Raw genomic sequence first — 15,193 nt, 5'->3', positions numbered from 1 at the left:
AGAGTCTCGAAAGGGAGTCATGTGCCAGCAAGTGGGGCGCCGCCACGGCCGCACCACCGGCCCCGGGCTGTGGGGCCAAAACGAAAAAACGCCGCTACCCGATGCGCCGGTTGAGGCGAAAGGAGTGAGCGACGTCTTTGTCGTAGGTGGGGCAACCGCCGTTGGTTACCTGTGAAGAATGCTTAGCGAGATTTGTGCCAACAGTTCGAGACCGAGGTGCGGCCCATCGCTGGCAGGCCAGCCTGCCAGCGATGGGGGCCGCACAAGCTCCGCAGAACCTCAGCCAAGCAATTCGCTCATGGCAATAATCTGCTCCGCCACCTGGATCAGCTTCTGCTGGCGGCTCATGGCCTGGCGGCGCATCAGGGTGTAGGCCTGTTCTTCGTTGCAGTCCTTCATTTTCATCAGCAAGCCCTTGGCCAGTTCGATGCGCTTGCGCTCGGCCAGTTGCTGGTCGCGGGCATGCAGTTGCGCACGCAGCGCCTGATCACTCTCGAAGCGCGCCATTGCCACATCGAGAATCGGCTGCAAGCGTTGTGCATGAATGCCCTCGACGATGTAAGCGCTGACCCCGGACTTGATCGCCTGACGCATCACCCCCGGATCATGCTCGTCGGTGAACATCACGATCGGTCGTGGCTGATCGCGACTGACCAGCACCACTTGTTCCATCACATCGCGGCCCGGTGACTCGGTATCGATCAGAATCACGTCCGGGCGCACCGTTTCGACGCGTGCGGGCAAGTCGATGATCAGGCCAGACTCGTCGATCACCTCGAAACCGGCCTCGATCAGCGCGGCCTTCAGGCGACCGACTTTTTTCGCCGTGTCGTTGATCAGCAGAATTCGCAACATGTTCGCGGTCTCCTGTCAGCGGCGGGCGAGAAGGGGGGCGCTGTCGCTCAAGGCGTGCAGCTTGAAACTGCGGGCATAACCGGCAGGATCGCTGCCGTCCCAGACCTTGCCGTCGATCAATTGGCTGCTGCGCATTTCCTGGCCCCACGCCGCCACACCCACAGCAGTGGCAGCTTCGCGATAGAGCGACAGTTGCTGGACCTGACGCGCAACGGCGAGATAATCCGGGTCGTCGCGCAGCAAACCCCAGCGACGGAACTGGGTCATGAACCACATGCCGTCCGACAGATACGGCAGATTGACCTCGCCGCCGCCATAAAAACGCAAAGCATGCGGGTCCTGCCAGCGGTTGCCGAGGCCGTCAGCGTAATCACCGACAAAGCGCGGTTCGATGTGTGCAAGCGGTGCATCGAGATAGTCCGGGGCACTCAACAGCTGCGCAGTGCTGCGGCGATTTTCCGGGCTTTCTTCGATAAAGCGGCTGGCCTGCAAGATCGCCATCACCAGCGCCCGGGCGGTATTCGGGTACTGCTCGACGAAGGCGCGGGTGCAACCGAGGACCTTTTCCGGGTGATCGGGCCAGATGGTTTGTGTAGTCGCCATGGTGAAACCGAGGTCTTGTTCAACGGCGCTGGCGGCCCACGGTTCGCCGACGCAGAAACCGTCAATGCGCCCGGCCTGCAAGTGCGCGACCATTTGCGGCGGTGGCACCACCACGCTGTCGACATCCTGCAATGGATGAATGCCCTGGCTCGCCAGCCAGTAATAAAGCCACATGGCGTGAGTGCCGGTGGGGAAGGTCTGGGCGAAGGTGAGTTTTGCGCGGCTTTGGTGCACATGGCGATCCAGCGCTTCAGGACTGGTCACGCCGAGACTCTGCAAGCCATGGGACAGATTGAGGCTCTGGCCGTTCTGGTTCAGCCCCATCAGCACCGCCATGTCGGTCGGTGCCACGCCGCCGATGCCCAGATGCACCGCATAGATCAGGCCGTACAGGCTGTGGGCGGCGTCGAGTTCGCCGCTGACCAGATTGTCCCGCAGGTTGGCCCAGGAACTCTGTCGTTTGAGGTTCAGGGTCAGCCCGTAAGGCTGGGCGAAGCCCTGAGTGGCGGCAACTACTACCGAGGCGCAATCGCTCAGGGCCATGAAGCCAAGATTGATCTCGGTTTTTTCCGGGGCATCGCTGCCATTGACCCAGGCCAGCGGCCCGATGGAGGGTTCATGCATAAAAGCCACCTTCAAAAAAAACGTCGTCCCAGGCGTTGCGCGAGGCAAAACCGGGAACGACGCCATTGTCCGGGCCTGCACGCCGTCGTTGGCTTGCAGGCTGATAACCGGGAAGGTGCAAGGCATATGCCAGTTGCCCGCTGATTTGCCTGCGTGTCTCGCGCCGCAGGTCGATGCCCGGCTATAATCGCCGCCTCTTTCGTCGCATCGAGTCATAGCCGCCCATGTACACCCTGGCCCGTCAGCTGTTGTTCAAACTTTCCCCGGAAACCTCCCACGATCTGTCGCTGGATCTGATCGGCGCGGGCGGACGTTTGGGCCTCAATGGCTTGCTGTGCAAGGCGCCGGCAAAAGTGCCGGTGACGGTCATGGGCCTGGACTTCCCGAACCCTGTAGGTTTGGCCGCAGGTCTGGACAAGAACGGCGCGGCCATCGACGGTTTTGCGCAGCTGGGTTTCGGTTTTGTCGAAATCGGCACCATCACCCCGCGTCCGCAACCGGGCAACCCGAAACCACGGATCTTCCGTCTGCCGGAAGCCGAGGCGATCATCAATCGCATGGGCTTCAACAACCTCGGCGTCGATCACCTGCTGGCCCGCGTTGCCGCCGCCAAGTACAAGGGCGTGCTGGGCATCAATATCGGCAAGAACTTCGACACCCCGGTCGAGCGCGCGGTGGATGACTACCTGATCTGCCTGGACAAGGTGTACGCCCACGCCAGTTACATCACGGTCAACGTCAGCTCGCCAAACACCCCGGGCCTGCGCAGCCTGCAATTCGGTGACTCGCTCAAGCAACTGCTGGCTGATCTGGCGACACGCCGTGCCGAACTGGCGTTGCGTCATGGCAAACATGTGCCGCTGGCGATCAAGATTGCCCCGGACATGACCGACGAAGAAACCGCGCAGGTCGCGCAAGCCTTGATCGATACCGGGATGGACGCGGTGATCGCCACCAACACCACGCTTAGCCGCGTTGGCGTCGAAGGCATGGAACACGGTGACGAGGCGGGCGGTCTGTCCGGCGCGCCGGTTCGTGACAAGAGCACGCACACGGTTAAAGTGTTGGCGGCGGAACTGGGTGGTCGTTTGCCGATTATCGCGGCGGGCGGGATTACTGAAGGCAAGCACGCGGCGGAGAAGATTACTGCCGGCGCAAGCCTGGTGCAGATCTACTCGGGCTTCATCTATAAGGGCCCGGCGCTGATTCGTGAATCGGTAGATGCCATCGCCGCATTGCGCTGAAGGTCTGGGACTGAGGGACTGGGAGGTTTGTGTGGCGAGGGGATTTATCCCCGTTCGGCTGCGCAGCAGTCGTAAGTTCTAACTCTCGATTTGCCTGCCAAATTTAGTTTGCTTGTTTTGGGGCCGCTTCGCAGCCCAGCGGGGATAAATCCCCTCGCCACCGGAGTGCGTGCGTTCAACAGATTGTGCAGGCATTAAAAAGGGCTCCTCGAAGGAGCCCCTGGGCCGCAGCCCGCCGTCCGGGAAGGACGTGCGTGGTAAGTCGTTACAATTCAGATTGTCGTGTCGGAATAAATGCCCTGTGTCAGCCGACGGCGTGAAGTTCGTTGAGTCTGTGGATTCCCGCAGTGCCGGTCATACCGTCCCAGTTGTCGCCGCGTCCTTCTCGCCAGCCGTTAATCCAGGCTTGACGTACCGACGGTAGAGTAAATGGGCAAAGCTCACGGGATTTGCCACCAACGCCATATTGATATCCGCGCAAAAATGCTCTTTCCAACGGATCACGCTTAAGTCTTCTCATAGGGTGTTTCCCTCACTTGTTGACTGTATTTGACGCGTTGACCTCAACCGAGGTCTGGCAGAAAAACTTCTGCCGTTGGGGGGCTCGCTGCCGGCGTGGCGAGCCAAGGTGTTGACGCCGTTGGGACGTCAACCTGTGATCAGTTCTAACCAATGAGTCACAGCGATGGAATGATCGTTTTGTCATAAGGACGTAACGAAAATAGTGCTATGGCCATAAGTAACCGTGAGTTTCTTGAATGTTTTTTGAGCAAACCCCGGTATGATCGGCCCCCCAGTGTATGAGGGGCTTAATCCTTTAGTGAGAATGACCCACGTTTACGCTGGGGTACTATTCGACGAAGGGACGCTTTAAGACTTTTTGTTTCACCAACTTTTTTATCTGTCCCGGCATCTAAGCTCTTTTAACCCGAGCAGCGGGGATGGAACGGCACACCTTCGTGCCACGCGGGCGTTCTTTTAGAAAAGCGCCTGATTGAAAACCGGATCGGCAATGCGTTGCCGATTCACTAGCCAAAGGCTTTGGAAATACCATGTCCGACAGTTTTGAAATCTTCCTCACTTGCCCTAAAGGCCTTGAAGGCCTGCTCATCGAGGAAGCCGTCGGGCTTGGCCTTGAAGAAGCCCGCGAGCACACCTCCGCCGTGCGTGGCATGGCGACGATGGAAACCGCTTATCGCCTGTGCCTGTGGTCGCGACTGGCCAACCGGGTGTTGCTGGTGCTCAAGCGCTTCCCGATGAAAGATGCCGAAGACCTGTACCACGGCGTCCTCGACATCGAATGGCAAGACCACATGCTCAATGACGGCACCCTGGCCGTCGAATTCAGCGGCCACGGTTCGGGCATCGACAACACGCACTTCGGCGCCTTGAAGGTCAAGGACGCCATCGTCGACAAACTGCGCACCCCGCAGGGCGACCGTCCATCCATCGACAAGCTCAACCCGGACCTGCGCATTCACCTGCGTCTGGATCGCGGCGAAGCGATTCTGTCCCTCGACCTTTCCGGCCACAGCCTGCACCAGCGCGGTTACCGCTTGCAGCAGGGCGCTGCGCCGTTGAAGGAAAACCTCGCGGCAGCCATCCTTATTCGTTCCGGCTGGCCGCGCATTGCTGCCGAAGGCGGCGCGCTGGCTGACCCGATGTGCGGTGTGGGTACGTTCCTCGTCGAAGCAGCAATGATCGCCGCCGATATGGCGCCGAACCTGCGTCGTGAGCAATGGGGCTTCACCGCATGGCTGGGCCACGTTCCGGCCTTGTGGAAAAAACTCCACGAAGAAGCCGTCGAGCGTGCCGCTGCCGGTCTGGCCAAGCCGCCACTGTGGATTCGTGGTTACGAAGCCGACCCGCGCCTGATTCAACCGGGCCGCAACAACGTCGAGCGCGCTGGCCTGAGCGAGTGGATCAAGATCTATCAGGGCGAAGTCGCGACGTTCGAGCCGCGTCCGGACCAGAACCAGAAAGGTCTGGTGATCTGCAACCCTCCATATGGCGAGCGTCTGGGCGATGAAGCAAGTCTGCTTTATCTCTACCAGAACCTCGGCGAGCGCCTGCGTCAGGCGTGCCTGAACTGGGAAGCGGCGGTCTTCACCGGCGCCCCGGATCTGGGCAAGCGCATGGGCATCCGCAGCCACAAACAGTATTCGTTCTGGAACGGCGCGTTGCCGTGCAAGCTGCTGTTGATCAAAGTGGTGCCGGATCAGTTCGTCACTGGCGAGCGTCGCACCCCGGAGCAACGTCAGGCCGAGCGTGAGCAAGCTGCCTACGATCAGACCCCGGACGAGCCGCAAGAACGCAAGTTCAACAAAAACGGCAACCCGATCAAGCCAGCGCCGGCCCCGGCGCCAGTGATCGAGCAGCCGCGCCTGAGCGAAGGCGGGCAGATGTTTGCCAACCGCCTGCAGAAAAACCTCAAAGCGATGGGCAAGTGGGTCAAGCGCGAAGGCATTGATTGCTACCGCGTCTACGATGCCGACATGCCGGAATACGCAATGGCCATCGACCTGTACCACGATTGGGTGCACGTCCAGGAATACGTCGCGCCGAAGTCGATCGACCCGGAAAAAGCCTCGGCGCGCATGTTCGATGCTTTGGCTGCGATTCCGCAGGCGTTGAACGTCGACAAGAGCCGCGTGGTGGTCAAGCGCCGCGAGCGTCAGAGCGGCACCAAGCAGTACGAGCGTCAGAGCGCGCAGGGCAAGTTCAATGAGGTCAACGAAGGCGGCGTCAAGCTGCTGGTGAACCTCACCGACTACCTCGACACCGGGCTGTTCCTCGATCACCGGCCGATGCGCATGCGCATTCAGAAAGAGGCGGCCGGCAAGCGCTTCCTCAATCTGTATTGCTACACCGCGACCGCCAGCGTACATGCGGCCAAGGGTGGCGCACGCAGCACCACCAGCGTCGACCTGTCGAAAACCTACCTCGACTGGGCGCGTCGTAACCTGTCGCTGAACGGCTTTTCGGACAAAAACCGTCTGGAGCAGGGCGACGTGATGGTGTGGCTGGAAAGCTGCCGTGACGAGTACGACCTGATCTTTATCGATCCGCCGACCTTCTCCAACTCCAAACGCATGGAAGGCGTGTTCGACGTGCAGCGTGACCAGGTGCAGTTGATCGACCTGGCCATGGCCCGTCTGGCTCCGGGCGGGGTGTTGTACTTCTCCAACAACTTCCGCAAGTTCCAGTTGGAAGAGAACCTCGGCGAGCGTTACGCGGTCGAGGAAATCAGCGCGCAGACCATCGATCCGGATTTCGCCCGCAACGGCAAGATCCACCGCGCCTGGAAAATCACGGCTCGTTGACACTTGGGCTGATCGAGTCCACAGAGCCTTGATTTTTAAAGGCTCTTGGATCCGATCAGAGCTAGCCAAATTAATGGCTAATAGCTATAACTCAACTCATGGCCAGAGGGGCTATCCCCGGAACAGTCGCGTAGTTGAGTTGCCCTTATGTCCTTACACCCCGTGCGCCCGAAGATTTTGGGTTTTATCAGTGAAGATGTCTCGGCCTGGCTGGTCGCGCTCCTGGTATTGCTCGCCGGCGGGATTCTCACGGGGCTGCTGGCCTGGGGCACCCTCAATCAGTTTCAGCAACAGTTGCATCAGCGCTTTCAACTGCTGGCCAACGAACGCTACAGTCGAATCGAAGAGCGTTTTCAGGATCAGGAACAGCGCCTCGATGGCCTGCGCCGTTTCTTTGCCAACTCCGAATCGGTGTCCCGCGCCGAGTTCGACGGTTACACCCATCCCTTATTACTGCGTACCCAAGCCTATTCGTTCGCCCAGCGGGTGAGCGGTGCCGAGCGTGCGGCTTTTGAGCAGCAAGTGCGCGACGAAGGCCTGAGCGACTTCAGCATCCGTGAACTGAATGCCCAGGGCGAATTGCAACTGGCCGCCCCCCGCGATGAATACGTGGTGGTGCTGTACAGCCAGACGCAAAGCCGTCTTGGTTCGCCATTGGGTTATGACTTGCTCGCTCAGCCGTTGCGCCGTGCAACGCTGCAACGTGCGGAAAAGCTTGATGGACTGGCGGTGTCGCAGCCGATGCAACTGGTCAACATCGAGCAAGCCTACGCCCGAGGTGTGCTGCTGGTAGCGCCGGTCAGTCGGCCTGACGAAGCGAAGCCGTTCGGTTATGTGATGGCGGTGATCAGCATGCGTCAGTTGCTGGCGGATGGTCTGCCGGACTCCTTCCATGATTACCTTTCGGTGCGCATCCTCGATTTGTCGACCGACGATCAACATGAGGCGCTGTTCGAATCCAACAACGAGCCGGCCCGGAGCGATCTGTCGGCAACGCGGCTGGTGCGCATGGCCGATCACGATTATCAGGTCGATATTCTGCCCAGCGATGCGTTCATGCAGTCCAATCATTCGTCGGTTGGCAGCGTGGTGGTTCTCGGTGGATTGCTCAGTCTGTTGCTCAGCGCCTTGTTGTACGTGCTGGTCAGTCAGCGCCAGCGTGCGTTGCGGCTGGTCGAGGTGCGTACCGAGGAACTGCACGCTCGTGAACAGGAGTTGCGTGGGGCCCACGGTCAGTTGCGCGGCGTGCTCAACGCGGCGACGCAGGTGGCAATCATCGCCACTGACTTGCGTGGAGTCATCAGCACCTTCAACCCCGGTGCCGAACAGATGCTCGGTTATCGCGGGATCGACGTAATCGACCACATGACTCTGGAAAATCTACACCTGCCCCGCGAGCTGGCGGCGCGTGCGGCGGAATTGAGTGCGCGTTACGGCAAGGTGATTCCGACCTGCCACGCGATGCTGGTCGAGGGCGGTGAAGTCGGCGGGCACGAGGCCCGGGAATGGACGCTGGTGCGCAGCGATGGCAGTCATCTGCCGGTGAACATGCTCGCTACGCCAGTGCTGGATGAGCAGGGTTTGTGGGTCGGGCATCTGGCGATCTGCATCGACATCACCGAGCGCAAGCGCGTGCACGAAGCACTGGCGGCGCGGGACGTGCTGCTGAAGAAACTCAGCGCTCACGTTCCCGGTGGCATCTACCAATTCAAGATGGAATTCGACGGGCGTTTCAGTGTGATCTACGCCAGCGACGGCATCCGCGAGATCTACGAGCTGGAGCCGGACGTGCTGCTGCTCAACGCCGAAGCGATCTTCACCCGCATTCATCCGCAGGACACCACTCGCGTGCGCAGCTCGATTCGCGCCTCGGCGGACAGTCTCAGCCCTTGGCGCGAAGAATATCGGGTGCAGTTGCCCGAGCGCGGTTTGCGCTGGGTGCGCGGCGAGGCGACCCCGGAAGAACTGCCGGGCGGCGGCGTGTTGTGGCATGGCTATATTTCCGACATCTCCGACCTTAAGCGTGTTGAGGAAGAGTTGCGTGCGCTATCGGTGACCGACTCGCTGACCGGGATTCACAACCGTCGTTATTTCCAGGAACGCCTGACCACCGAAATGGCCCGGGTCGAGCGTGGCGGGGGAGAACTGTCGGTGATCATGCTCGACATCGACCACTTCAAGCGAATCAACGACCAGTACGGCCATGCCGTCGGCGACCGGGTGTTGCAAGCGGTGTGCGAGCGCATCGGCCATCGCCTGCGGCGTACCGATGTGTTCTGCCGGTTGGGCGGTGAGGAGTTCATGGTGCTGTGCCCGGACATCGACGGCGAACACGCCTATCACCTGGCCCTCGAACTATGGCAAGGCTTGCGCGGCGCGCCGGTGGATGTGGTGGGCGTGGTGACTGCGAGTTTCGGCATTGCCAGTTGGCGCGCGGGCGAGGGCGCGGATGCGTTGTTGCTGCGGGCGGATTCCGGGGTGTACGCGGCGAAGCAGGGCGGCCGCGACCGGGTAGAACGGCAACTCTTCTAAATCAGAACACACTGCAAACCCCCTGTGGGAGCGAGCTTGCTCGCGAAGGCGTCTATTCAGCCAATATCGTCGGTGACTGACACTACGCTTTCGCGAGCAAGCTCGCTCCCACAGGTTTATTGGGGTTTAGAGGACTGAGGCGGTCTGCGGCAGTTTCGGCTGGCGATACAGATCCAGCAGCACCTGATCAAGCACCGACGATGCGCCAAACGGAGCCTTGTCGTTGAGGATCGCCACAACGGCCCAAGTGTTGCCATTAACGTCGCGGCTGAACCCGGCAATCGCCCGCACGGTGTTCAGGGTGCCGGTCTTGACGTGTGCTTCACCGCGCATCGCCGTGGTTTTCAGGCGTTTGCGCATGGTGCCGTCGGTGCCGGCAATCGGCAGCGAGCTGATGTACTCGGCGGCGTACGGGCTGTGCCAGGCGGCTTGCAGCATGTTGGCCATTTCCCGTGCACTGACACGCTCGGCACGCGACAGGCCCGAACCGTTCTCCATCACCAGATGCGGCGAGGTGATGCCTTTCTTGGCCATCCACTGACGCACTACACGCTGCGCGGCTTTGGCGTCGTCGCCGTCGGCTTCGTTGCGGAATTTCTGACCGAGGCTCAGGAACAACTGCTGGGCCATGGTGTTGTTACTGTACTTGTTGATGTCGCGGATGATTTCCGCCAGATCCGGCGAATAGGCGCGGGCCAGCAGTTTGGCGCTGCTCGGCGTTGCTGCCAGACGATCCTTGCCCTGAATGCTGCCGCCGAGTTCTTTCCAGATCGCGCGTACTGCGCCAGCGGTGTAGGTCGCGTGATCAAGCAGAGACAGATAAGTCTGCGAGCTGCAGCCATCGCCCAACTGGCCGGCGACGGTCACGGTCACGCTGCCATCGGCTTGCGGCACCGGGTTGTAGCGCACGCCACCCGTGCACTGCTTGGAGTTGATGGCTTTGACGGTGTTCTCGATGTGGATGCTGGCAATCGGCGGCTCGACGGAGATCAGCACGCGGCCACCGTCATTGCGCGCGACAAAGCGCAGGGCCTTGAGGTTGACCAGCAGCGAATCCGGCTTGACCAGGAACGGCTTGTTCTCATCATTGCCGTCATCGTTGAATTCGGGCAGTTGCGGCTGAATAAAGAAGCTGCGGTCGAGAATCAAGTCGCCAGTGACTTGAGTTACGCCGTTGGCGCGCAGGTCGCGCATCAGCAGCCAGAGTTTTTCCATGTTCAGCTTCGGATCGCCGCCACCCTTGAGGTAGAGGTTGCCGTTGAGGATGCCGCCGCTCAGGTCGCCATCGGTGTAGAACTCGGTTTTCCACTGATGGTTGGGGCCGAGCATTTCCAGCGCTGCGTAGGTGGTGACCAGCTTCATGGTCGAGGCCGGGTTGACCGAAACGTCGGCGTTGAACACGGTCGCCGTGCCCGGGCCGTCGAGCGGCACCATTACCAGCGACAGGGCGCTGGGTTGCAGCTTGCTGGCCTTGAGAGCTTTTTCGACGTTAGGTGTCAGGGAAGTATTGATGGTGGCAGCAGAGACAGGCAGGGCCAAAGGAAGAAGAAGGCCGGCCAGCAACAAAGGACGCAACGATTTGATCATGTGAAATAGAACCCTGCAGTCGAGGGGAAAATAACGAGGGCATGGATGAAAAAGCCCTCAGTGGTCATGAAAGTGTCGGCATTATGCCCCAAGGTGTAACCGCTTGTGCCGTGCCCGGGGTGGCCAATTCGTTATTTTTTTTACAGGCGGTCGGCCATGCAGGCCAGAGAGGCGGGCAATCGACGACTTAAACTGGTAAAGTGCCGGCCGTTATTACTTAAGAGGATTGTTCCAATGGCGACTAACCGTTCCCAGCGTCTGCGCAAAAAACTGTGCGTTGATGAATTCCAAGAGCTGGGTTTCGAACTGAACCTGGACTTCAAAGAAGAATTGTCCGAAGAAGCCATTGACGCTTTCCTCGAAGCATTCATCAAAGAAGCCATGGAAGCCAATGGTCTGGGCTATGTTGGCGGCGACGACTACGGTCTGGTTTGCCTGCAGAAACGTGGCTCGGTCAACGAAGAGCAGCGTGCTGCCGTTGAAGCCTGGCTGAAAACCCGTTCCGAGCTGACCAAGGCTGAAGTCAGCCCGCTGCTGGACGTTTGGTATCCGGAAAAGCCGATCAACGCGGCTAAGTGATACTGAAAAAAACGGCGACCTGAGGGTCGCCGTTTTTTTTTGCTTTTCAGGCCTTGCGCCAGTTCAGAATCAGCAGCGTCAACACCCCCGCGACAATCCCCCAGAACGCCGAACCGATGGAAAACAGTGTCAGCCCTGACGCCGTGACCATAAAGGTAATCAACGCCGCTTCACGTTCCTTCACTTCGGTCATGGCGATGCTCAAGCCATTGATGATCGAACCGAACAGCGCCAGCGCGGCAATCGACAGCACCAGTTCTTTCGGCAATGCGGCAAACAGCGCTGCCAGCGTTGCGCCGAATACCCCGGCAATCCCGTAGAAAATCCCGCACCAGACCGCCGCTGTGTAGCGCTTGTTGCGATCTTCGTGTGCGTGCGGCCCGGTGCAGATCGCCGCGCTGATGGCTGCGAGGTTGATCCCGTGAGAACCGAACGGCGCCAGCAACAACGAGGCGATACCGGTGGTGGTGATCAGCGGCGAAGCCGGAACGTTGTAGCCGTCGGCGCGCAACACGGCGATGCCGGGCATGTTCTGCGAGGTCATCGCCACCACGAACAACGGAATGCCGATGCTGATGGTCGCGGCCAGCGAGAAGTGCGGCGTGGTCCACACCGGGGTCGCCAGTTCCAGATGAAAACCGCTGAAGTCGAGCAAGCCCATGAAGCCCGACAGTGCAGTGCCGATCAGTAATGCGGCGAGCACCGCGTAACGTGGCGAAAGGCGTTTGATCACTAGATAAGTGAAGAACATCCCCAACACCAGTCCGGTGCGATGCTGCGCGGCGACAAAAATCTCGCTGCCGATCTTGAACAGAATCCCTGCCAGCAACGCTGCCGCCAGTGATGCCGGGATCTTTTTTACCAGTCGTTCGAAGCTGCCGGTCAGGCCGCAAATAGTCACCAGCACTGCGCAGGTGATATAGGCGCCGATGGCTTCGCCGTAACTGACGCCGCCAAGGCTGGTGATCAGCAACGCAGCGCCCGGTGTTGACCAGGCGATGGTGATTGGCGTGCGATAGCGCAACGACAGGCCGATCGAGCACACCGCCATGCCGATGGAAATCGCCCAGATCCACGAGGAAATCTGCCCGCTGGTCAGGCCGGCGGCTTGCCCGGCCTGAAACATCAGCACCAGCGAGCTGGTGTAACCGGTCATCATCGCGATGAACCCGGCAACGATGGCCGAGGGCGAAGTGTCGGCCAACGGGCGCAATTGGGTGTGGGTGGCGTCGTTCATGACAGCGGTGTTCCTTGTACAGATGAAGATGTCCGCCGCAACGTAAAACCCTGTGGGAGTGAGCCTGCTCGCGAAGCGGTGCGTCATTTAACATGAAAGTTGACTGAGCTGACGCTATCGCGAGCAGGCTCACTCCTACAGGGATAGTGCTCTAGCGGCGGATTCTGCGATCAAGCCTAAACTCAATCGTAACGGATCGTTGCAATACAGCCGAGGTCACAAACAGCCATACAGTCGTGTTGCCACCGTCCATTGTGTACAATCGCCGTGTTTTTTACGCGATACTTGCCAGCGACCTACTGTGCCGTATTACAGTCACGGTCTATTCGCCGCAGTTCTCCCGACTCGAGTGCCCATGAACGAACAGTTGCAACCCCTCAAGAAACAACCGCGAGCAGGCAAAGCCGGCCGCAGCGGAACCCAGGACGATATTGTCTACGCGCATATCTTCGAGGCTATCCTCGAACAGCGTCTGGCGCCCGGCACCAAATTGAGCGAAGAAGCGCTGGGGGAAATTTTCGGGGTCAGCCGCACCATCATTCGCCGCGCCCTGTCGCGTCTGGCGCATGAAGGCGTGGTGCTGTTGCGGCCGAATCGCGGTGCGGTCGTCGCCAGTCCGAGCGTCGAAGAGGCACGTCAAGTGTTCCTCGCCCGTCGTCTGGTCGAGCGCGCCATCACTGAACTGGCTGTGGAGCATGCCACGGCCGAGCAGATCGCCGAGTTGCGCCAGATGGTCAACGACGAGCGCGACAGCTTCTCCCGTGGTGATCGCGGCGCCGGTATTCGTCTGTCGGGCGAATTCCACCTGAAACTCGCGGAAGCGGCGAAGAATGCGCCACTGATCAGCTTCCAGCGCAGCCTGGTGTCGCAGACTTCGCTGATCATCGCCCAGTATGAAAGCGGCAACCGTTCGCACTGCTCCTATGACGAGCACACCCAGTTGATCGACGCCATCGAAGCGCGCAACGGTGAGCGGGCGGTGGACCTGATGATGCATCACATGGATCACATCGACAGCAAGCTCAACCTCGACGAGGAAAGTGCTTCGGATGATCTGCATGCGGTGTTCTCGCACCTGTTGCAGACCAAGAAGCCGGGGCGTCCGAGCGCCAAGCTTTAAGCGAGACCGAGTTGGCCCAATCGCTGGCAAGCCAGCTCCCACAGGATCTGTGCAGGATTCAAACTTTGTGGCACCACAAAACCTTGTGGGAGCTGGCTTGCCAGCGATGACTATCTGACAGGCAATAAAAATCCCCCAGGCTGTAAAGCACTGGGGGATTTTTTATGCCTGGGAAAAACTCAGCGCTGATGCACCAAAGCACCCGCCGCATAAGTCTGCGCAACCGTGCGGTCATCCCCCAGCGTCATCAGCACAAACAACGACTCGGCAATGTTATTAGCCTGCTTCAAGCGATAGCTCAACAGCGGCGTGGCGTTGTAATCCAGCACCAGGAAGTCCGCGTCGCTACCCGGTTGCAGGGTGCCGATCTTCTCTTCCAGACGCAGCGCGCGAGCGCCACCCAGCGTCGCCAGATACAGCGATTTGAACGGGCTCAGGCGCGCACCTTGCAGCTGCATCACCTTGTAGGCTTCGTTCAGGGTTTGCAGCAGCGAGAAACTGGTGCCGCCGCCCACGTCAGTACCCAGACCGACATTCAGTTTGTGTTTCTCGGCCATCGGCAGGTTGAACAGGCCGCTGCCGAGGAAGAAGTTCGAGGTCGGGCAGAACGAAATCGCCGAACCGGTTTCCGCCAGACGCGCGCATTCGTCGTCGCACAGGTGTACGCCGTGAGCAAATACCGAGCGCTCGCCGAGCAGTTTGTAGTGGTCGTAAACGTCCAGATAGCCTTTGCGCTCAGGGAACAGTTCCTTGACCCACTCGATTTCCTTGAGATTCTCGCTGATGTGGGTCTGCATATACAGATCCGGGTATTCAGTGAGCAACTGGCCGGCGAGGGTCAGTTGTTCCGGGGTGCTGGTCGGCGCGAAGCGCGGGGTGACCGCGTAGTGCAGGCGACCCTTGCCGTGCCAGCGCTCGATCAGCTCTTTGCTGTCGACGTAGCTGGATTCGGCGGTGTCGGTCAGATAGTCCGGCGCGTTGCGGTCCATCATCACCTTGCCGGCGATCATCCGCAGATCAAGCTTCTCGGCGATTTCGAAGAACGAGTTCACCGATTGTGGGTGCACGCTGCCAAACACCAGCGCGGTGGTGGTGCCGTTGCGCAGCAGTTCCTTGACGAAAATATCGGCAACCTTGTCGGCGTGATCCTTGTCGCCGAACTGGCTTTCGCACGGGAAGGTGTAGGTGTTGAGCCAGTCCAGCAGTTGCTCGCCATAGGCGCCGACCATGCCGGTTTGCGGCAGGTGGATGTGGGTATCGATGAAGCCCGGGGTGATCAGCGCATCCTGGTAATGATTGATCTCGATGTCTGCCGCCAGGGTTGGCAGCAGGTCGCTGGCGTGGCCAAGGGCGCTGATCTTGCCGCCATCAACCACCAGCAGGCCATCTTCGAAATACTCGTAGGAGGCTTCGATCCCGACTTCGGCGGGGTCGGCAATGCTGTGCAGGATGGCGGCGCGGTAAGCTTTGCGAGTCAGAGGCATGAGGG

The 15,193-nt window shown here is 59.9% G+C and carries 11 protein-coding genes; 5 read left to right on the top strand and 6 right to left on the bottom strand.

Translation table 11 applies throughout. The features are described 5' to 3' along the window. Positions 1 to 279: 279 nt before the first annotated feature. Together ACTWLJ_RS26360 and ACTWLJ_RS26355 are read right to left on the bottom strand one after the other, a co-directional pair. The gene (locus ACTWLJ_RS26360; protein ID WP_401216021.1) at positions 280 to 855 is read right to left on the bottom strand and encodes an ANTAR domain-containing response regulator; all 576 of its coding nucleotides are present in this window, start codon (positions 853 to 855) and stop codon (positions 280 to 282) included. A gap of 15 nt (positions 856 to 870) precedes the next feature. After that, a complete protein-coding gene (locus ACTWLJ_RS26355; protein WP_445179094.1) occupies positions 871 to 2,082 on the bottom strand; it encodes a CmpA/NrtA family ABC transporter substrate-binding protein in 1,212 nt (403 codons plus the stop codon). Between the two features lie 224 nt (positions 2,083 to 2,306). Between ACTWLJ_RS26355 and ACTWLJ_RS26350 the strand changes: the two genes are divergently transcribed. Further along, positions 2,307 to 3,326, top strand: coding sequence for a quinone-dependent dihydroorotate dehydrogenase (locus ACTWLJ_RS26350; RefSeq protein WP_401216023.1), 1,020 nt, complete (start codon positions 2,307 to 2,309; stop codon positions 3,324 to 3,326). Between the two features lie 304 nt (positions 3,327 to 3,630). On the opposite strand, the gene rmf is transcribed toward ACTWLJ_RS26350, so the two are convergent. After that, positions 3,631 to 3,846, bottom strand: coding sequence for a ribosome modulation factor (gene rmf / locus ACTWLJ_RS26345; RefSeq protein ID WP_003223300.1), 216 nt, complete (start codon positions 3,844 to 3,846; stop codon positions 3,631 to 3,633). Positions 3,847 to 4,378: 532 nt separating this feature from the next. Here rmf and rlmKL point away from each other — a divergent pair. Next, complete coding sequence (gene rlmKL, locus ACTWLJ_RS26340) at positions 4,379 to 6,649, top strand: bifunctional 23S rRNA (guanine(2069)-N(7))-methyltransferase RlmK/23S rRNA (guanine(2445)-N(2))-methyltransferase RlmL (RefSeq protein ID WP_445179093.1); 2,271 nt, start codon at positions 4,379 to 4,381, stop codon at positions 6,647 to 6,649. A gap of 147 nt (positions 6,650 to 6,796) precedes the next feature. Beyond that, entirely contained in the window at positions 6,797 to 9,181 is a 2,385-nt protein-coding gene (locus ACTWLJ_RS26335) for a sensor domain-containing diguanylate cyclase (protein ID WP_445179092.1), read from the top strand. Between the two features lie 126 nt (positions 9,182 to 9,307). On the opposite strand, the gene dacB is transcribed toward ACTWLJ_RS26335, so the two are convergent. Then, on the bottom strand, positions 9,308 to 10,768 hold the full coding sequence (dacB, locus tag ACTWLJ_RS26330) for a D-alanyl-D-alanine carboxypeptidase/D-alanyl-D-alanine endopeptidase (RefSeq protein WP_401216027.1): 1,461 nt from the start codon (positions 10,766 to 10,768) through the stop codon (positions 9,308 to 9,310). 234 nt (positions 10,769 to 11,002) lie between these two features. Between dacB and ACTWLJ_RS26325 the strand changes: the two genes are divergently transcribed. Continuing rightward, on the top strand, positions 11,003 to 11,347 hold the full coding sequence (locus tag ACTWLJ_RS26325) for a YggL family protein (protein WP_445179091.1): 345 nt from the start codon (positions 11,003 to 11,005) through the stop codon (positions 11,345 to 11,347). 46 nt (positions 11,348 to 11,393) lie between these two features. Here the strand turns inward: ACTWLJ_RS26325 and ACTWLJ_RS26320 are convergent, their stop codons facing one another. Then, positions 11,394 to 12,584, bottom strand: a complete 1,191-nt coding sequence (locus tag ACTWLJ_RS26320; protein WP_401216029.1) for a benzoate/H(+) symporter BenE family transporter — start codon at positions 12,582 to 12,584, stop codon at positions 11,394 to 11,396. Between the two features lie 355 nt (positions 12,585 to 12,939). On the opposite strand from ACTWLJ_RS26320, the gene ACTWLJ_RS26315 reads away from it, so the two are divergent. Then, positions 12,940 to 13,704: a GntR family transcriptional regulator gene (locus ACTWLJ_RS26315; protein WP_401216030.1), complete on the top strand. Its 765-nt coding sequence runs from the start codon at positions 12,940 to 12,942 to the stop codon at positions 13,702 to 13,704. A 179-nt stretch (positions 13,705 to 13,883) separates the two neighbouring features. Here ACTWLJ_RS26315 and guaD read toward each other — a convergent pair whose 3' ends face one another. Beyond that, on the bottom strand, positions 13,884 to 15,188 hold the full coding sequence (guaD, locus tag ACTWLJ_RS26310; protein ID WP_445179090.1) for a guanine deaminase: 1,305 nt from the start codon (positions 15,186 to 15,188) through the stop codon (positions 13,884 to 13,886). Between the last annotated feature and the right edge of the window lie 5 nt (positions 15,189 to 15,193).

This window comes from Pseudomonas sp. McL0111 (assembly GCF_052567255.1).
Note: the sequence above shows the minus strand (reverse complement) of the source record. Positions and strands in the feature narration are given on the sequence as shown.